The sequence below is a fragment of the Pedobacter sp. KBS0701 genome (assembly GCF_005938645.2).
Classification (GTDB): domain Bacteria; phylum Bacteroidota; class Bacteroidia; order Sphingobacteriales; family Sphingobacteriaceae; genus Pedobacter.
On sequence record NZ_CP042171.1, the window covers coordinates 936,552 to 955,986 of the forward strand.

The window sequence follows — 19,435 nt, forward strand, 5'->3', positions numbered from 1 at the left end:
TTATTAGAATTTTACGTTCAAACCAAATGATACCGAGCCCTGGTTAATCCGCAGATTCCGGAAGGCTAAACTGGCTTCCTGGAATTCAGGATCAATACCATCTTTATTTGCTTTCCATAACATTATGTTAGAAACCTGGGCACGCAAAGTAACCTGATCGGCTTTCAGCTTTTTAATCCATAAGGAAGGCAGGCTGTAAGAAAGCGTAATGTCACGCATTTTAATATAAGATGCACTCACCACGTTAATGTCTGCACGGCTGTAATAAGTAACGTCTCTGCGACTTTGGGCATCAGATGAATTGGCATCATACGATGGGACATTGGTAAACTTTTCATCCCCGGGATTTATCCAGCGATCGGCAAAGTCTGCCAGCAGGTTACCGGTTTTAAACCCAAATCCTGTTCCTGCTTCATTTACATGCGTAATTCTTCCCGAAAAGGATTCGGTTACATCTTTTCGCATCACATGGCCCAAACTGTATACGATGTTTGCACTTAAACTTAAGCCGCCATAAGTGAATACGTTAGATAAGCCACCGTTCCAAACCGGTTGGTAAGTGCCCATAAATTTTACATCTTCTGGCTTCCCCACGTAAGGCGCCTTAGTTACTGTTCCATCAGCCAGCCTGATCTGAGGATCACCCATGTTATCCAGGCCAGCATATTCATAAGCAAAAATTGCAAATGCAGGATAACCAGCTACATAATTCTGGCCTATTCTATCATACGCAGAGGTAGTAGGGTATTGTTGGTTTAAACTGGTAATGGTATTTTTATTGTAGGCAATATTTAATGAAGTAGACCAGCTTAAACGCCCCCTGAGGTTTGAGCTGTTGATGCTCAGCTCTATGCCTTTATTCTGTAAATCGCCCAGGTTGCCGATAATATTCGGGTAACCGGTAAATGTATTGGTAGGCAGATTGCCCAGTAGATTGGAGGTTTTCTTTTGATAGGCATCTAATGAACCACTGATTCGATTGTTTAAAAGCGCAAAATCCAGCCCGAGGTTGATTGTTCTGGTACTTTCCCAGGTTAGTTTTGGATTAGAAGCTGTAGAAATAACCAATCCGGTTCCGCCTGGTAACCAGGAATTTTCATAACCCTGCAGAATATCATAAGAAGAAGCTGTGCCAGGAGAGGGTGCATTCCCGGTTAACCCATACGTTGCCCTGAGGGCTAAAGAATTTAACCAGGTTACTGCCGATATGAATTTTTCACCTGTAACCAACCATTTACCACCCACACTCCAAACCGGTTTATTCTGTGCCGATTTATCCAGGCCAAACAGGTTACTCTTATCCATACGCAGGCTTCCGTTGATCGAATATTTCTGGTTATAGGTGTAGGCTACGTTTGAATAATAGGAAGAAAACCTGCTTCGGAATTCTCCCTGGGTAAAATAATCACTAGTCAAAAGACTACCAAAATAATCGTTGGGCATCACCGTTCCGGAGATGCCGCTCCTGGAAAGGGTTGCATAGTCGACCGGAACAGAAGTAAGCAGTTTATCATCATAACCCCTCACCTTACTACCGTTTGTAGCACTCAACTGCTCCTGAGCCTCCTGTCCAATTAATACGTTTAGCTGGTGCATATTTTCATTCCAGCTGTTGCTGTAATTCAACTGGTTCCTGATGGTCCAATCCTGCTGACTGGTATTGCCTACCGAATAAATACCGCCTGTGCTTGGCAAATAATAAATTGGTGTATCGTCTATGGTTGGTGCAACTGTAAACTGGGCAAGTTCACTCCTGACTTTATAACTTCTTGCATCATCATAAATTTCAGATTTGCTACTGCCTTTATTATAGCTGTAGGTACCCTCAAATTTTAAACCTTTAACCAGGTTTACATTCAGGCCCAAAATGTTACGGCTGAAGAAGTTATTGTTTTTGGTTGAGCCATAATTAAATTCATCAAGCGGATTGTAATCCAGGTTGATGCGGCTCCTGTTTTGAAAATCAGTCCTCACATCTTCGCTAAGCAATTGCATGTAAGGCATGGAAATATTTTTGCCTGCAGCATCCTGAAACAATTGATAGGGATAAAATTTATTATTGACATCAATAGTCCGCATGGCGCTGCTGATGTTGTTGTTTAAATCGGTAATTAAACTTAGCTGAACACGTTTGCCTAGCGAGAATTCCTGGCGCACGTTTATTTTATAAGTATTGTCTTTTTCGCCCGGCCGGTTGCTTGTGGTGTTGGTATAAGCAGCAGAGCCATAGAAGGCATAATTGGTACTGCCGCCGGATAAGGTAACCGTATGGTTCATCAGGGAAGCATTTCGGTACCAAAGATCCTTAATCTGCTGGCGATTATCGATATTAGCGAGGCTATCAAGGCTTGCGGCAGCCTGGCTTGCAGAGATCAGTCCACGATATTTATTATATAAAATCACTTCATGCGGGGCAACACCGGTAGCCATAGGCGCATACGCCGTTACTGATTCCCATGGATTTAGTACCGGATCAAAATATTGAGTAGCTGCATCGATAAACTGCCTGCTATTTAAGGTAGGCAAATAATTCAGATCAGGCTTGCCCTGGAAGTTGATGAAGGCATCGTAAGTGATCCTTATACGATCGCCTTTAACGCCTTTTTTAGTGGTAATGACGATAACCCCGTTGGATGCCCTGGCGCCCCAGATGGAAGCAGCGGTTGCATCTTTTAATACCGTAACATCGGCCACATCCTGCGGATTGATGGTCGATACGTCATTCAACGGAATACCATCTACTACGAATAAAGGGTTTCTATTGGTGCCAACATAGGCATCATTGGTCTGGTTAGCATTGCCCGGAATACCAATAGTTGATAAACCACGAATTAAAAACGGGCTTTGACGGGCTCCGGGTGAATTGTTTACGGTTAAACCCGGTACTAATCCATCCAGGCGTTGCAGGATATTCATACTACCGGTACGGGCACTTACTGTGGCCATGTTGGGTTTCGCAAATGAGCCGGCACTACGCTCTTTTGAAATGGTTTGATAACCGGTATTTACGGTAACATTAACTTCAGTCAGGCTTTTAGACTCAACTTCCAGTCGTATCACGCCCATATTTTCTGCGGCTTTGACGTATTTAGGTTTATACCCCACATAGGAGAAAATAAGGTAAGCATTTTCATCTATGCGTTTTATTGTAAATTCTCCTTCGGTATCAGTCAAAGCTGCAACGGTTAGATCTTTAAAAGCAAGCATCGGGTTGTCAATACTATGAATATCACCCTGATTACGTGGAAATCCTGCGGATATCGTAACACCAGAAACTGGAATTCCTTTTTCGTCTACCACTGATCCGGTAACGGTAATACTGGAGAAATAAGTGGAAAGGCCATCTATAACAGATGTCCGTTTCTTTTCTTTTAGTGTGATGATCTTCCCCTCAATGGAATACTCCACATCTAATCCTCTAAGCACTGCTGACAGGGCATTGTCTAAACTTTCGTTAGTTAGACTGACATTGACCTTTTGATTTTGGGAAAGTTTATTGAAGTCATAATAAAAGTCAAATCCGCTCTGTTTTCTGATCTCCTTAAGAACGGCAGAAAGCGGTGCATTGGTTTTATTTAGTGTAATGCGCTGGCCAAATGTCGCGGCGCTGACCTGCATGAGGCTTGCTATTAATATAACGGTGGTTAAGCGCATAGTTAACAGGATTTTATGGTATAGCCTTTTAGGTATACCAAATTTTTTAGTAGAAATTTGATACATTTACGTTTAGTTTGGTTGTAGCAGTGTGCTTTCCGTCGTCGAAAACTATCGGCATGCTGCTGTTAGGAGTTGATTTCTTAATAAATTTGCCAAACACAGACCAGGAGTAGCTATACTTCTGGTTTGCTTATTCCTTTAATTTTGCCGTCGTAAAAATAGTTTCATGTTTGTTTGGGTTTGAAAACGGTTGAACATTCTTTCTATATCGTTCTTACCGCTTGGTTAACAGTTGGTTGATTTTTTATTTTTATGATAGCGTTATTTAGTGATATAGATTTTCTTTCCTTTTATCCTGAAATGTACCTGACCCGAAGCTTCAATGGATTTTAATACCGCAGATAACGAATTTTTCCTTGAAACCCAGCCGCCAGAGCGGATGTTATCTGAAATGGCTTCATCATAAATAACCTCCACGTTATACCACCTGGCGATTTTACGCATGGCTATTTTAAATTCCACGCCATCAAGATTGAAATCGCCATTTTTCCAATCGATGCTGCTGTCCACATCAACCTGGCTAACTTTGATGGTCTTCCCATCGTTTACAGATTGTTCCCCCGGTTTCAGCATTTGTTCCACTTTTCCAGTCCTCACTTTTACCGATCCCTGAATCAAAGTTGTTGCTACCGCAGGTTCATCGCCATAGCTGTTGATGTTAAAATGGGTTCCCAGAACTTCTACTTCCTGTTTTTCTGTTTTTACGATAAATGGATGCTTTTTGTCCTTGTAAACTTCAAAATAACCTTCACCACGAAGGATAACCACACGGCGTCCATTTTCAACCAGGGAGGTGGCGTAGGTTAAACTTGAGGCGGCATTTAAATAAACCATGGAGCCGTCTGGTAAACGAACCTGGTAGGTTTCTCCGTTAGCGGTAGATAATGTGTTTTTTGTTCCGGACGAAGAAGTCCCGTTTTTGATTTCATACAGGAGGCTACCGTTTGAAGATTTGGTAATGGTAACGCCTGCCTCTTGTGCAAGCTCGCCGCTGGCAGCGCCCGCCAGTTGGATTTTCTTGCCGTTGGCCAAAGTTAGTGTTGCCCCAACAGTACCGGGAGCGACATCATGCGCAACCGATCGGGTATCGGTCATATCGGTTCGCTGATTACGTTTAAAAAAGTAAACTGCTAAAAATACAATAACAACAGAGGCTGCAACAGTAAGAATACGCGGCCAAAGATTGGCGTGTTTTGCGCCTGCCCTGTCGATTTGTTCCATCAGGTCTTCCCAACTCTTCTTGCCAATTCCATGGATACGTGCAGCATGGGAATCAGAAACATCTTTTTCTGACATTCTTGCCGAAGCTTTCATATAGGACTGCTCAAGCAAATTTCTTTCCTCGTAAGTAGCTTCTTCCGAAAGATACTTATCAATTAAATGGTTTAGGTCTTGTTTGGAATCTTCCATAGTCTGGTTCTAATTACAAGACGCAAATATTTAATCCAGGGGGACATTTATAATAAAGATTATTTAACAGGAAATTAACACCACAGAATTCGTCGCTTTTAAATTCGGTGATGAATTACTGAAATCAATGCCATAGAGATTCCGGCATAATTTCCAAGCTTCACTTTTAAAATCTTAATTGACCTGTGAATTTGCTTTTTAACGGCTTCTTCACTCATATTCAACTTCATGGCAATCTCTTTATTGGTAAGAAATTCCTTCCTGCTCAGGTTAAATACTTCTTTCATCTTTTTGGGCAGTTGTTCAATTTCCAGATCAATCAACCGGATTAATTCCCGTTCGTCGATGTGTTCGACCGTTGCATTATCCAATTGATTGAGTTCCGCCAGGAGAATGTCAACAAAATCGGGATTCGCCTTTTTCTTGCGTATTAGACTAAAAATTCTGTTCCGCACAGCGATAAAAAGATAGCCTTTTAAATTTGTTTTGATTTCTAACTGACCTGCTTTTTCCCAGATAGAAAAAAAGGTGTCCTGAACCAAATCTTTTGCTTCATCCTCGTTTCCCAAAATTTTAAAAGCATGTAGATAAAGTAGGTGCCAGTTTCGCTGGTAAATCTCAGTAAATGCCAGTTTATCGCGTTGCTTTAATAAAAGAAGCAATTCTTCATCAACAAGTTCACCGTAATTATACATTTCATTTACACCCACGCTTAATTCGATTGGCTTTTATTCTTTGATGATGGTTTTAGAATATGAGTAGTTTAAAGGTAAACAATATCCGTATTCAATGATAGCTAAATATTTCGAAATGGCAAATTGGAGCCGGTGATGATTCCGGTTATCTAATAGTACCCTATGTGCTAGGCGGGTCTGGTTTTGGTTTAAGTGGAAAATGAATACTGGTTTAAAACGCAAAAACTATGATCTCCAAAATATTCTTGGTTTCTATGTGATGAGCCTAGGTTTGGTCATTGCCCTAACCGGAATAATGTGGGCATTTCCGATACTGGATAGGGGGAATGCAGCAGATACTAAATCTGAGTGAAAGTTCAGACAAGACAAAAGTAGCCATGGTGCATGCTTTGCCTGAAAAATCTAAAAGTACAGGTTTAGACCTTATTTTTAAGGAGATCAAAAAAAAATATCCTACAGCTAAATCCTACCATTTTTATTTTCCGGCTAAGCGGATATCAATAGTAACGGTGCTTGCCAGCTATGATCAAACTTTTAAAACGGTTACGAACCGTTATGATGTGCTTTCCGGACAATTGTTAGAGACCAGCAGATTTGAAGACGATCGTATTGGAGAGAAATTCAGTGCGATGAACTATGATATCCATACTGGAAATGTTCTGGGTTTACCCGGTAAAATAGTTGCTTTTCTGGGCTCAATGATTTCTGCATCTTTACCATTAACTGGTTTTTTAATCTGGTACAACAGAAAAAAAAGCAAAAGAATTTAGCTTTCAGGTGAGGGGAAAGCAGCACTTATTGTGTTGGGAAAACAAATTCTGAATGGGTTGTGACCTCAACTATGCGTTTCTGGAGTCATTTCCTCTTTAATTGCAGCTCAGACAAAAAAAAATATATACTGTACCACGCTGCCACTGGCACACTCCAAAAAAGGTCATCATTATAAGGGGGAACGACGGAGCAATCTATTATGCTGGTCACGCTTCCTATAAAGATTGCTACCCCATAAATCGGCGCAGGCTTTCGGCCGAAATAGCCTTCTTATAATGACGATCCCTCTGGCAGATTTATTTCCATTGCCTGGATTTGGGGGAGATTCTTCTTATTTTTTTAATTGAATGGAAAAAGATGTAGATTAACGGCTGGATAAGACTTACATTTATTTTCCAGATATGAGAGCCGGTTGTTTATTTCTATTTTTCTTTTTTGGCTCTTTTTTCAGCTTTGCCGCTAAGCGTGAAAAAAAACCTGATATCTCACCTGCAGATACGGTAAAGGTTGCTGAATTGCTCAAAAACGGCAGAAAGTATGAACAGTCTGCTCCTTCGATCGCGTTCAGTTTTGTTTCCAGGGCTTTTGTTATTTCTAAAAATTCTGGTTATGTTTTGGGAGAAGCGAGAGCAAGTGCTCAGTTAGCTTCCATAAATGTTGTCTATAATTCGTTAGTCCAGGCTACAGCTTATGCCAAACAGGCGCTTGCACTTTACAAAACACTGGGAAATGGTTACAAACTGGAACTAGCAGGTGCTTATCTGAATCTGGGTATTTATCAGGGTAAGGAGAAACTGTATGCATCAGCGCTTAAAGACATCCATGCAGGTTTGTCAATTTACCAGGGAATGAAATATCAGAATGGTATTTTTTTATGTTATAAAAATTTAGGGTTCATTTATCAACTTGCCGGGCGCCCTCATCTGGCACTTACTTATTATTTAAAGGCTAAAACACTCAATAAAAAGGCATCAGTAGATACTTCCTACTTATCTCTTCTTGAACATTTAGGCAATACCTATATCCTGTTGGATAGTGATGAGCGGGCTTTGCAGGTCTTTAAGGAAGGAATTGATAAGAGCGGGGAGGAGTCTTCTCATGCCAAGCATCATTTAAGTTTGCTCCGGGCTACAGGGCGTTTACACGAAAAGCTGGGCAATGAGGATAAAGCAATTGGCTACCATAAACTTGCCTTGTCCAAATCCATTGCTTCGGGAAAGCCTGAAGAGCAGGCGCGTTCCCTGATGGCACTTGCAGATTTATTCAGGAATAAAAATTCAGAGCAAAGTATTATTCATTTGAATAAAGCATTGGGTATTGCCCGCCAACTAGGTAATAAAGCCCTGGCGGCAGAGATTTATCAAACACTTACCGAAATTTACAGGCAACAAAATCGTTTTGAAGAGGCTTTAATGGCCTTGAAAGCCCATCACGGTTTGCTTGATACCTTGATCCAGATAAATAAAATTAATCAGAACGAAATTGCGCGCAGTAATTTATCCATTCAAACTTTTAAAATTGAGAATGAACGTCTGCTGCTTGAAAATAAGAAAAGAACGCTCGAAAGGAATGCAGGTGGGGTTATGCTGATTGTGATTTTTCTGGTGCTGATCTTCATAGGATATCATTTTTACCTGATGCGCAAACTCAATCGTAAGCTTTATATTTCTAACCGGATTAAGGATAAGCTATTTTCTATTATTGGTCACGATCTTAGAAATCCTATTGGTGGAATCAGTACGATGCTGAGTATATTAGAAAAAAAGGATCTGGACCCTAAAATATTACATCGTATTTCAGGGATGAAGAAGAAAAGTGATTTGGCGCTTGAAATTCTTTCCGCTCTCTTACAGTGGGGACAAGCGCAGCTTCAGGGAATTAAGGTAAATACGTGTAGTTTTGAGGCGAACAAAATTATTAAGAAAAACCTGGAGTTTTTAAGTCATCTATTTACTGAAAAGGAAATCGTTGTTGTAAATAATGTTTCTGATGAAATAGCTGTTTCTGCAGATGCTGATCATTTTGATTTCATCATTCGCAATCTCTTGAGTAATGCGATTAAATTTAGTTACCCGGCCAGTCATATTACAATAAATGTGAAAGATTTGGATGCGGGATTGCTGTTATTTTCTGTGGAGGACAATGGGGTAGGGATGTCTGAAAAACAGCTTTTGGATTTTAAGGATGGGGGACTTGAATCGAGTTATGGCACAAATGGCGAAAAAGGTACAGGTCTTGGATTGATGTTGGTTAAGGAGTATGTGAAGGCGAATGGCGGGGAGATCCGGATTGAAAGCCAGCAAGAGCGCGGGAGCAAGTTTTATTTTTGTCTGAACAGAGCCTAAATGCCTGGATAAAAAAATGGTACCGCGAGCCCTCATAAGGCAAATGCAATGAAGCACCGCGGTCGTCATTCTGAGCATAATAGAAGACTTCTTGGGATTGATAAATCGCAAATAAATACCCTTAAACTGCACGGCCATTGCAAATTCCAAATAGAAAAATCGTCATCCCGACCGGAGCAACGCGGAGTGGAGAGATCTTTGAACTATATTAAAGGATTTTGCTTAGCAGCGCCTTCGGGTTCTCTACTGCGGTCGAAAGGACGATTTATATTAATATAGGTCGCTAATATTTATTTTTATAATAAATTAACCTTCAGGATGACATCTTTTTGCGATTTATCCCTTAACTGTCATTTTCATTAATGTTAGTTCCCTGGCGGATATTTTTGTCTTTATTTTACCGTAAAGGTTATAGTGAAGCTTAATCACACCAGGACTAAATTAAGTAGGAAAGATGGCTTAGCCGGAATAACCGTATAAAATTGAACTATGATTCAGAATTTATCTGTCAAAGAAATAGAAACAACCAAAAAGGTCTTGCCTATGATATTGGCTACTGCAATTTTTATGCAGATGCTTGATTCAACAGTCCTGAATACCTCTCTTCCGGCCATTGCGAAAGATTTGAATGAATCTCCGCTCAATATGCAAAACGCAATCATTGGTTATGTACTGACGCTGGCTGTTTTTATGCCGGTTAGTGGTTTTCTCTCAGATAAATTCGGTACCAAAAAGATATTTATTTTTGCCCTTGCACTCTTTAGTGTGGGATCTCTTTTTTGCTCACTCTCCGGCAGTCTGACACAATTGGTCATTTCCAGAATGATACAAGGGGTAGGTGGAAGTCTGATGACTCCGGTTGGGAAACTGGCTTTGGTGAAGACCTTTCCAAAAAAGGATTTATTGAAGGCTATAAATTTCGCTATCATCCCTGCCCTCATCGGGCCGGTACTGGGCCCCCTGGTTGGGGGTTACATGGTAGATTATCTCTCCTGGCACTGGATATTTCTGATCAACATCCCCATGGGACTGGCGGGCATTTTTCTGAGCTTACGGTATATGCCAGACTATCGTTCGCCAGTAATTGATTTCGATTTAAGGGGCTTTCTCATTTTTGCCGCAGCTTCATTGTTGCTTTCCATCTCCCTTGAATTATTTGGAAATGCACTTTATATTACACCTGCCCTTACCATTCTGTTATTTGGTATCGTGATGTTGTATTTCTATTACCGGCATGCTACGACTGATAATAACCCTATTTTCCCCATGAACCTGTTTAAGGTCAGAACGTTCAGGGTCGGGATACTTGGGAATCTGGCAACACGGCTGGGCATCAGTTCGATACCGCTATTATTGCCAATGATGATTCAGATAGCCTATGGCCAGTCTGCTGTAATCTCTGGCTGGATAGTGGCTCCAATGGCGCTAACGGCAATTCTTGCTAAATCTATGGTGATAAAAATTCTGAATAAATTTGGTTACAGAACCACATTGATGGCGAACACCTTTATCATTGGCGTTTTGATCTGCTTTATGGCTATACCTGCAACTGGAGCGTCCATCTATTATTATGTACCCATTATTGCCATACTGGGATTTTTCAACTCTATACAGTTCACCGCGATGAACACCATTTCGATTGCAGATTTGCGTGAATATCATACCAGCAGTGGCAATTCTTTGATTTCAGTGAATCAGCAGCTGGCTATTGGATTTGGTGTTGCCTTTGGGCTGATTGTGCTGAAGGCATTCAGGGGAGATGTAAAACTGATACATGATGACATCCATTATGCGTTCAGGTACACTTTTCTGGTAGTAGGCATTTTGACAATTCTATCCGGTTTTGTTTTTAGAAGACTGCATTTCAAGGACGGTGAGAATTTGAAATAAGTCGATAATAGCAGGGACCTGTTTAAGTCTTGGCTGAGTAAGCATTTATTTATGATAGCTATCTATTTAAAAGTTCTGGCGTAAACTCCGTTCATCAGCTAAATCATAAATTTGAAATGTCAATCCTGAGGCTTAATTTATATCATAAAAATCAATATGAATGTACAGATGGATAATGAAGGTGATTAGTCTTGAAAATATCGTCATTTCGACCGCAGTGGAGAAATCTTTTAACATAGTTCAAAGATTTCTCCATTTCGCTGCGCTTCAGTCGAAATGAAGGCGATTTTTTAAATCTGTCAATGGTAGCCTGTCGAAGGACTCGTAAAAAGGTTCTTAAAAGTATTTCGACAGGCTCAATATGACAGATCTTAATAAAAATTAATAATTATGATAAAGCTTTTAATTAGCGTGTTCAATTGTAGATACTTTTACCATTGGAACATCAATTTTCTGCAGACTTTTTATTTCCAGTAGAGTGTTTTTCTGGATTGGAAAAAATACTTCAGTCATTGCAGTAAGTCCATCATCTGCAAACAGTTCTACAGATGCGGCGTCAATAAAGACGATTATTTTTTTATAATCTGCATTTGAAATCCTTGGTGAGAACTGCTTTTTAGCGAAATTTTTCTCAAATGCACCATTACCTGCATTACTGCGGTCAATAAAATAGCCTTTGTTCTGTTCGAAACCGATAATAAGCCGCTGGTTTTTCCCATCTCCAAGTTCAAGGCTGAAGTCGCCCGGACTATTAACCTGCATCTCAACCCTGGTGCCTTTTCCTTCTATTAAACCTATTGAAAGATCTAACGAATTAATTCCAGTCAATCCTTTGCGTTCAAATACAACCTTTTCTAATTTCGACAATTCAGTAACAGGAGTTGAAGTAAGATAAATCTCTTCACCAACTTTTTTAAGTGTTAAATCGCGGGGTAGGGTAGTAGCGCCACGCCAGGCCTTCGTTGGTACCACGTTGGCATAGTTCCAGTTGTTCATCCATCCCATCAGCACTTTTCTTGTTCCGGTATTGGAAAAAGTAACACCCGCATAATTGTCAGTACCATAGTCCATCCATTTTTGCTTTTCAGAAGCTGGTTTAAAAAATTTTCCATCAAAATCACCTGTAAAATACTGCGTGGCTGAACCACCATTTGGTCCGCCCGGATTGATGCTGACCAGAAGTACCCAATGTGTTTTACCATTAAGTTCGAGCGGGAATAAGTCAGGACATTCCCAAACACCACCATGGGCACCCAGCTTTTCGCCAAATTCGCTTTCCTTGGCCCATTTCTTTAAATCAGGAGAGGAATAAAATGTAATCCGGTCTTTAGTGGCTAAGGTCATAATCCATTTTCCGGTAGCCGCATGCCACATTACTTTGGGATCTCTGAAATCCCAGATCCCCGGATTGGGGAGAACAGGATTTCCAGCGTACTTTGTCCAGGTTTTACCCTCATCAGTACTGTAAGCCAGGCTTTGATATTGGTGAAGTCCCGTCTTCTGATCTTCAATTTTCTTGTTGTGATGAGTAAAGATTGCGACCATGGCATTTTTACCAAATCCCGCCGTATTATCCTTATCTATTACTGCACTTCCAGAGAATATTGTGCCCAGGCTATCCGGATATAGCGCTATCGGCTGCTCTTCCCAGTGAATCATATCCTTGCTTATTGCATGCGCCCAGTGCATAGGGCCCCAAATGGTAGAATCGGGATTATACTGAAAAAATAAATGGTATTTTCCATTCAGATAAACCATTCCATTTGGATCGTTCATCCAATGGGCTTTGGGTGTGAAGTGGTATTTTGGGCGATAAGGTTCCATATCTGTACTTTTTTGTTGTACCATCCTCGTCGACGCGCATCCATAAAAAAAAGATGCAATGAGTAAACCAAGGTATAAATTTCTTTTTATTGACATTTCTGTAAGTTTAAAATAGGTTCAAAATTATTAGCGCTTACCATATACTTTTGAGTTTCCATGCCTGGATATTTAATTTTGTGTTTCCACCCTCAGAAAAAGTTTCCAGACCGGTTTGAGTGTCAGCAGCAAATGTTGTAGCACTTAATACTTTTTCTCCACCATTTGCGAATATTTCAATCGAGGAACGATCGATAAAGATATGTAAACGAAGGCTGCCTTTATCCAAAGCTAAGGGTACAGCATACTTTTTTGCAAACGATTTTGTAAAAGCTGTATCGGTAACGAAGTTGGTACAGTTGCGACGGTCTAAAGTAAGTTCACCAAGCTGCGGATCATACCTGAGTTCTAATTTTCTGCCTTCACAAACGAATAGGTTCAATCCAAATGCCTTAGCGGTTCCGGGGGTGAATGTGGCATCAAGTTCATAAGAATTCACCTCAGGTTTAAAGTTTTTTAAAGTTTGAATACCTTTTAGCTCTACCTGTTGACGAATACCGCTGTCGCGAAGTTGAGCAAACTGCGGTATCGGCTGCTGAAAAACCCTCCATCCAGATGGCGTCTCTCTCAAAGTCATCACCCGGGGAATAGATTGAAACCCCTTTCCCCATTTGGATGGTGCCTTGCGTGCATAGTCCCAGTTCCCCATCCAGCCGATGGCATTAACGGTGTCGGTCAGGCCATTTTTGTTGTCGTAGTCCCGCCAGGTTCTGGTGGCGTAATAATCCGGTCCGTCATCCAGCCACAAAGCGTGTTCAAGGTGTTGATTGCTTAACTGATCAGAAAACAGGATATGATCAATAGCAATGAACCCGTTAGTCGTATCTCTACTCAAATCTACAAGCTCCAGTTGTGCTTTTTTACCTATCCAAGGGCGTACATCCCATCCGTTCCATTTAAAAACCCTGGTATTATCACCATGAGCTGTCCTCACTACCTTGCCATCTACCAAAAGATTTATACAGGTACTATCCTGGTGATTTCCGCCCATCAGCAAAAAATTAATGGCTTTAGTGTTAATGGTGAAAGCCTGGGATTTTGACCGGACATCTGCTGTGGAAACATTTTCGGTACTGAGGTAATGCTTACCTAGATAATCAGTCACACCAGATACTTTATTTTCATGCCCTTCCGGAAACTTTGGCCATTTTGGGTTTTTGCCTTCGAAATCTTCAAAAACAGCCCCCTTAATACCTTGTCCAAAACTAAGGTAATCTGCGAGTTTTTTATCTGTTACAAAAGCCTTTCCGTTAAAATTGCCCACAAAATACTGTACCCGATTCGGACCTCTTCCAACGATTAGCATCCATTTCTTCTTATTGCTTCCTTCAATCGGAAGCTCGAAAAGGTCAGGACATTCCCAGAATGAGTTTTTTGCACCCAAGCCTTCAAAGCTGCTGCAAAATGCCCAGTTTTTGAGATCTGATGACTGATAGATATGAATCTGCTGGACATCAGGCCTGGAAACGACCATTTTCCAGCTTTTATCCTGCTCATACCAGAAAACCTGCGGATCCCTGAAAAACACTTTATTGATATCCAAAATCGGATTCCCCTGGTAATAGTCAAAACTTTGCCCCTCATTATTACTGATGGAAATAGCCTGTGTTTCAGGAAGTGAATCACCGGGAAGGTGTTTGGTATAGAAAGCGATCATACTATTCTTTCCAAAACCGCTAGTGTTCATTTTATCTACGACCACCGACCCGCTGAAGTAAGAAAATCCCATTCCTTCTTTCATAGGTCTTGGCATTTCCTGCCAATGAACCAGATCCTTCGAAACCGCATGGCCCCACCAAAAAAGGTGGTAAGTATTATTATAATGAACAAGTCCATCCGGGTCGCCCATCCATCCTTTTGCAGGACTGAAATGATACATAGGTCGGTATTCCTGTGCTTTTCTATCGATTTCCTGGCCTTTTACAGTGCCGCTCAACAATAAAAACAGTCCTAGTACATACCGCAAATCAAAACCATAACTAGATCTATTGCTCATCATCTTGATTGTTAGTGGGTTGATATTTTCAAATTAGTAACTTTTAGTTCTAAACCATTAGCAGTTAGCGACCATGGCATTCCTTTTGCACTATAGCTTCTATTTGTTAAAGCAACCTGGTCATTAAGATAGAGGACGATAATCGATCCATCCACGATAATACTAAAGTCGTATGTTTTCCCCTGTTCGAAAACAAACGGAACACGGGTAACTTCCTGGCCATTATTATAGGCGGCAATACGTTTTGATGCCGGTTCGAACCTGATCTGGTAGGATCCGCTAAGATCAGTTTTTGCATTAAAGTTTAAGGAGGCTGTTCCGTTAAGATTGCTTAAAGCTAGTTTTCCTTTAACCATAGTTGTTCCGTTAAGCGCTGCAAACCGGTAGCCTGAAGATGAAGAGGTGCTGGTTAGGGTATAGCTACCAGCCGATCCGCTAACGGAGCCGCTCTGAGCGCTCACGGTAGCATCTGCATCTTTACTAAAATAACTTTTTACGCTATTTGGGGCTTTCACCGCAAGCTTATCGTTGCCTAGCTTAGTAATTTGCTGGCTGATGAGGTTTCCTCCCCAGGTGCGAACACCATTGTCATTTTCCGGATTGCGGCGGTGTGCCCAGCCGAAGGCATAACGTTCAGTACCATTACTTGCTGTTTTACCAGCATAAAACTGATGCCCGTCAAACATATCCATTCCGTCTGCTGGTTTGAACCATGGTCCCGCTGAAGACGATGCAACTCTGTAATGCGTTCCCGGGCTTGTGCTCCAATCTTCTGCAAAAAGCATAAAATACTTGTCATCAATTTTGAAAACGTCTGCACATTCGAGCATCAGGTAATCACCTTCAACAGAAAGAGGGCCTCTTAATTGCCAGTTATCACTTGCCGGATCGGTGCTGGTGTAAACCAGAATTACACCTTTTCCATCTTTCTGAGCACTCACCATCATCCAGTAGGCAGAAAACTCGGTATTGTAGAATACATAAGGATCTCTAAAGTCTGTTGTTGCATAACCGTCTGGCGCTTTTAGCGCAAAACCAGGCTTCTTTGTCCAGCCTGTAGTTGTGCTGCTGGTAGCATACATAATTGCTTCGCGGGTATTGGCTGAAACCAATGCGCTGTTGGTATTTTGTAACCAGCTGTTGTTTGCATTAAAACCTGTATAGTAAAAGTAATTGGTGTTTCCAGCTTTTACCATAGAGCCTGTGCCAATGAGGTTATCTTGTGTAGATTTATTGCCGTAAGGAATCATCTCGCCATCATAGCTGAAATCTAGCAGGTTTTTAGAACTCAGCTTGTGGATGGCATGCTGACCAGCGCTGCTTTGCTTCACCTGATCCGGGTCGTCGTGGAGAAAAAACAGTTCAAACTGCCCGTTCACATAGCTGGGCATCACATCGCCAACCCAACCTGTTGACTGGCCTGTAGTGGAATTCGGGCTTATTTGTGGTTTCGGGAAAATGTTAAATTTCTCTTCACTAAAAGGCTCGGCCGGGGCGTATGTTTTTTCTTTGGTGCAAGACAGGAAAAGCGAAATCGCCATTCCTGCTAATAATATTCTTTTCAATGCCATATCATGTCATTATTTGATTGTGAATTTATTTTTTTAGATAGTCGATCGCATTTTTAGTGAGTCTGCGAATGTTGGTAATAAACCTGTTGCTGGTTGAGGCACCATTTTGAGGTTCAGAATACCAGTCATAAGCACCAAAAGTGATAATCACTACATTTCCGGGGCCATTTGCCTGTGGCCATTCAGCAATGCCAACGCGGCCGTCAAGGTTATCGTCCCATGCTTCAGATGCCAGGTTTATGCCACCTGTTTGCTGACGCCATCCTGCACCGTTCATGTAGCCTCCCCAATCTGGAAGAAACCACCAGGCTGTATGGTTTAGCCTGAATGTTCCTTTTTGCAAAAGATTCGCCTTTCCGGTTTCATAAGTCTCTAAACCCTGAAAGAGGGGATGAGATTCCTTACCTTTAAAAGAGATACCCCAATCGCTGCCATTTTCGATGAAGCCGTTTGGTAGAAAGTCACCAAAAACATTATTTGGCCCCTTACCTGCCGGCACTATGCCTAATGCTTCAACGTACCTGCCGGCGAAAGATGTTAATAGCAAACTTCCACCTGCATTACGGTAGGCTTTCAGTGCATTCAAACTGGCCGCACTGGTTGCCTGAGCAGGGAGATCTTGTGCAGAATCGTAATGCCACCAGATTACTTTATAGTTAGACAGACGTTTTCCGGTTTCCAGTGCACCAAATGAAATATAGTCTGCAGTAGGGTAGGTGGCAAAAAACCAGTCACTTGCTGCTTTTTCATCCGGATTAGTTATTGTAGATCTTGAACTTGCTGTACCTAAAAATGCATACTCACTCACAGAATTGCTGATAAAGGTGACCTGGTAACTTGTTGTAAAATTGCCCTTGGTGAAAGTGTAGGTTACCGGTTGATTGAAATTCTGTGCTGTGCCACTCAGCGGACTAACCACAATATCTGCTTCTGCTTCTATGGTTGGTTTAATTCCGGCTAAATCTGTTCCGTCGGGAAGGATTAACGTTGCGGTACGGTTATCGTGATTTATCGATGCCTTTAAGCTGCCTACAGAGACGCTTTTGAGCGGAGGAATAATTTTTACCGTTGTGGAATAATCTTTGAAAAGATTTCCATTCACTACCCTGAAATCTACGGCACCAGTAAAATTAATGGGCTTATCAAAATTCATGGAACTTGTTGCGCCATCTGGCATTTCCACCTTAGGCATCAGATTTGAAATATCCGTGCCAAAAGGAACACTAACGCTTATCGCACCTGTTTTTTGGTCGATGGTTGCAGCAATACCGTTAATTGAATAAGAGACCAGTTGTACCTGGCTGTCAAGTTTAAAATCATTGTTCTTATCCTTTTTGCAGCCTATAAATGTTAAGACTACAGCAAAAGCTAAAAATGCTTTCAATATTTGCTTTAATTTCATTATCTGTAATTTAAAGGTTAGTAACCTGGATTTTGAACATAGTTGTTTTCACTAAAGAATATTTGGTTTTGAGGAATTGGTAGATATTCGTCCCTTCCTTTTGTAAATCTCGCACTCGTAAAGATACTTCTGAAGCCTTTTTCCGAATCAAAAAAGGAGTTGATAACCTGGTCAGCTACGCCCCATCGGATGAGATCAAAAAACCGTTCTCCTTCCAGTGCCATTTCTAAACGGCGTTCAAATCGCAAAGCTTTTCTGGCATTTGCCTGATCCCAGACGATGTTTGTACCCGGAACATATTGCTGTACGTTGTATCTGGAGGTGGGCTGTCCGTTGGCCATTACCAGTTTTGCTGTACTTTTAGATGCCCGGTCTCTTATGGCATTTATAATCGGTAAAGCCTCAGTCTGCCTGCCCAGTTCAATCAGCGCTTCTGCTTTAAATAACATTACATCAGCTAACCTGATCATGATTCTGGCTTTTGTATTTCCAAAAAATGGAGCAAGATTTATAAAACAGTCGCAATCAGGTGATACGTTTTCTTTCATGGAATTATAAGTTCCGTACAAAGGAATATTCCTGCTCCAACTTGCTGTAACTACTCTTGTCGGATCGTATTTCCATGGAGCACCAGGACGGGATATGGTATGGTCTACCCTTGGATCAACTGTGTTTGTAGCAAAATCAACATTTTGTTGGTTGAAAGTATCGAATAGCGGTATCCCGGTAGTAGTTGTTCTGAAAGCATTCATCAGGGTTTGTGACGGTTTTTGGAAATCGCAGCATCCGATACCCTGTGGTACTGTAAGCATATCACCGAAATTTACACGGCCTCTTCCTGCGCCATCATTACTGGAAAACTGAACGGACATAATTGCTTCAATGCCATTCTCGAATGTTCCGGATGTGAAATTATTTGCAAAATCTGACTGTAACTTATAGGATGAAGCTAGTACCTGGTCGGATGCATCAATAACCTGTTGTAAACGGTTCTGGTCGATTCCCGTAACTGCGTGTGTTGCATTCTGCGTGTAAGCCTGGAACAAACGTGTTTTAGCCAAAAAAGCGTAAGCAGCAAATTTGTTGGCTCTTCCGATTTGTGGCTGTGTTGCCGGTAGTGCCTCAGCAGCAGCCTGGAAGTCACCAGCGATCTTCTCTAAAATCTGATCCCTGCTCAATGCATTGTTCTTCACTAATTTGTAGTCATCTGAAGGTACTGTATCATCAATATATGGGATGTTTTTGAACAAATTTTCTACCATCAGGTACCAGTATCCGCGTAAGAAACGGAGCTCGGCTAAACGGGTTTTAACCATTGGGTATTCGGCTTCGCTAAACTTGCTCAGTACCCTGATGCCTTCATTTGCCCGCCTGATGCCTACATAGATATTAAACCAGATGCCGTCATAATTCCATTGGTCAGGTCGGGAGGCAATAAAAGTCTCCATGTTATGGAAAACATCTCCATCATTGATGCCACCACCACCTTTATAGGCATCATCAGCGCGGATGTTTCCATACTGGTACATACTGAATGCCCTGTTAATTTCATCGTTTCCTAGTTGTGAGTAGGCTGCGGTTACAAAACCTTCGGCCTGTGCCGGAGTGGCAACCTGGCTTTCGTTTAGCGAACCTTTAGGTCCAACTTCAAGTGCTTTTTTGCAGCCTGTGGCTAATATTAGCGAGACAGCAAGGGTGATTATATATTTTTTCATAAT

11 protein-coding genes are annotated in these 19,435 nt (G+C 41.4%); 3 read left to right on the forward strand and 8 right to left on the reverse strand.

Annotation, left to right across the window (positions count from 1 at the left end; all coding sequences use genetic code 11):
- Positions 1-3: 3 nt before the first annotated feature.
- The 3 genes from FFJ24_RS03670 to FFJ24_RS03680 form a co-directional block, all read right to left on the reverse strand.
- Entirely contained in the window at positions 4-3,720 is a 3,717-nt protein-coding gene (locus FFJ24_RS03670; RefSeq protein WP_138822663.1) for a SusC/RagA family TonB-linked outer membrane protein, read from the reverse strand.
- Between the two features lie 258 nt (positions 3,721-3,978).
- A complete protein-coding gene (locus FFJ24_RS03675; protein ID WP_138822665.1) occupies positions 3,979-5,127 on the reverse strand; it encodes a FecR family protein in 1,149 nt (382 codons plus the stop codon).
- Positions 5,128-5,225: 98 nt separating this feature from the next.
- Positions 5,226-5,822: an RNA polymerase sigma factor gene (locus FFJ24_RS03680; RefSeq protein WP_138822667.1), complete on the reverse strand. Its 597-nt coding sequence runs from the start codon at positions 5,820-5,822 to the stop codon at positions 5,226-5,228.
- Positions 5,823-6,139: 317 nt separating this feature from the next.
- Here FFJ24_RS03680 and FFJ24_RS03690 point away from each other — a divergent pair, with 317 nt between their 5' ends.
- From FFJ24_RS03690 to FFJ24_RS03700, 3 genes are all read left to right on the forward strand, one after another.
- Positions 6,140-6,592, forward strand: a complete 453-nt coding sequence (locus FFJ24_RS03690; RefSeq protein ID WP_371717067.1) for a PepSY domain-containing protein — start codon at positions 6,140-6,142, stop codon at positions 6,590-6,592.
- Positions 6,593-6,994: 402 nt separating this feature from the next.
- Entirely contained in the window at positions 6,995-8,938 is a 1,944-nt protein-coding gene (locus FFJ24_RS03695) for a tetratricopeptide repeat-containing sensor histidine kinase (protein WP_138822673.1), read from the forward strand.
- Positions 8,939-9,427: 489 nt separating this feature from the next.
- Positions 9,428-10,828 (forward strand): MFS transporter, encoded by a 1,401-nt coding sequence (locus FFJ24_RS03700; RefSeq protein ID WP_138822675.1) that lies wholly within the window; start codon positions 9,428-9,430, stop codon positions 10,826-10,828.
- A gap of 402 nt (positions 10,829-11,230) precedes the next feature.
- On the opposite strand, the gene FFJ24_RS03705 is transcribed toward FFJ24_RS03700, so the two are convergent.
- From FFJ24_RS03705 to FFJ24_RS03725, 5 genes are all read right to left on the reverse strand, one after another.
- A complete protein-coding gene (locus FFJ24_RS03705; protein ID WP_246862732.1) occupies positions 11,231-12,652 on the reverse strand; it encodes a glycoside hydrolase family 32 protein in 1,422 nt (473 codons plus the stop codon).
- Between the two features lie 133 nt (positions 12,653-12,785).
- The gene (locus tag FFJ24_RS03710) at positions 12,786-14,747 is read right to left on the reverse strand and encodes a glycoside hydrolase family 32 protein (protein WP_138822679.1); all 1,962 of its coding nucleotides are present in this window, start codon (positions 14,745-14,747) and stop codon (positions 12,786-12,788) included.
- A gap of 8 nt (positions 14,748-14,755) precedes the next feature.
- Positions 14,756-16,315: a glycoside hydrolase family 32 protein gene (locus FFJ24_RS03715; RefSeq protein ID WP_138822681.1), complete on the reverse strand. Its 1,560-nt coding sequence runs from the start codon at positions 16,313-16,315 to the stop codon at positions 14,756-14,758.
- Positions 16,316-16,340: 25 nt separating this feature from the next.
- Positions 16,341-17,717 carry a DUF4960 domain-containing protein gene (locus FFJ24_RS03720; protein WP_138822683.1) on the reverse strand — a complete coding sequence of 459 codons (1,377 nt, stop codon included), beginning with the start codon at positions 17,715-17,717 and terminating at the stop codon, positions 16,341-16,343.
- A gap of 17 nt (positions 17,718-17,734) precedes the next feature.
- Positions 17,735-19,432: a RagB/SusD family nutrient uptake outer membrane protein gene (locus tag FFJ24_RS03725; RefSeq protein ID WP_138822685.1), complete on the reverse strand. Its 1,698-nt coding sequence runs from the start codon at positions 19,430-19,432 to the stop codon at positions 17,735-17,737.
- Positions 19,433-19,435: the final 3 nt, after the last annotated feature.

Excerpts from the sequence above, each read along its gene's own strand:
- FFJ24_RS03680 (WP_138822667.1), bottom strand. The coding sequence starts at position 5,822 with ATGTATAATTACGGTGAACTTGTTGATGAAGAATTGCTTCTTTTATTA.
- FFJ24_RS03725 (WP_138822685.1), bottom strand. The coding sequence starts at position 19,432 with ATGAAAAAATATATAATCACCCTTGCTGTCTCGCTAATATTAGCCACA.
- FFJ24_RS03720 (WP_138822683.1), bottom strand. The coding sequence starts at position 17,717 with ATGAAATTAAAGCAAATATTGAAAGCATTTTTAGCTTTTGCTGTAGTC.
- FFJ24_RS03675 (WP_138822665.1), bottom strand. The coding sequence starts at position 5,127 with ATGGAAGATTCCAAACAAGACCTAAACCATTTAATTGATAAGTATCTT.
- FFJ24_RS03715 (WP_138822681.1), bottom strand. The coding sequence starts at position 16,315 with ATGGCATTGAAAAGAATATTATTAGCAGGAATGGCGATTTCGCTTTTC.
- FFJ24_RS03695 (WP_138822673.1), top strand. The coding sequence starts at position 6,995 with ATGAGAGCCGGTTGTTTATTTCTATTTTTCTTTTTTGGCTCTTTTTTC.
- FFJ24_RS03670 (WP_138822663.1), bottom strand. The coding sequence starts at position 3,720 with ATGTATCAAATTTCTACTAAAAAATTTGGTATACCTAAAAGGCTATAC.
- FFJ24_RS03705 (WP_246862732.1), bottom strand. The coding sequence starts at position 12,652 with ATGGAACCTTATCGCCCAAAATACCACTTCACACCCAAAGCCCATTGG.
- FFJ24_RS03700 (WP_138822675.1), top strand. The coding sequence starts at position 9,428 with ATGATTCAGAATTTATCTGTCAAAGAAATAGAAACAACCAAAAAGGTC.
- FFJ24_RS03710 (WP_138822679.1), bottom strand. The coding sequence starts at position 14,747 with ATGATGAGCAATAGATCTAGTTATGGTTTTGATTTGCGGTATGTACTA.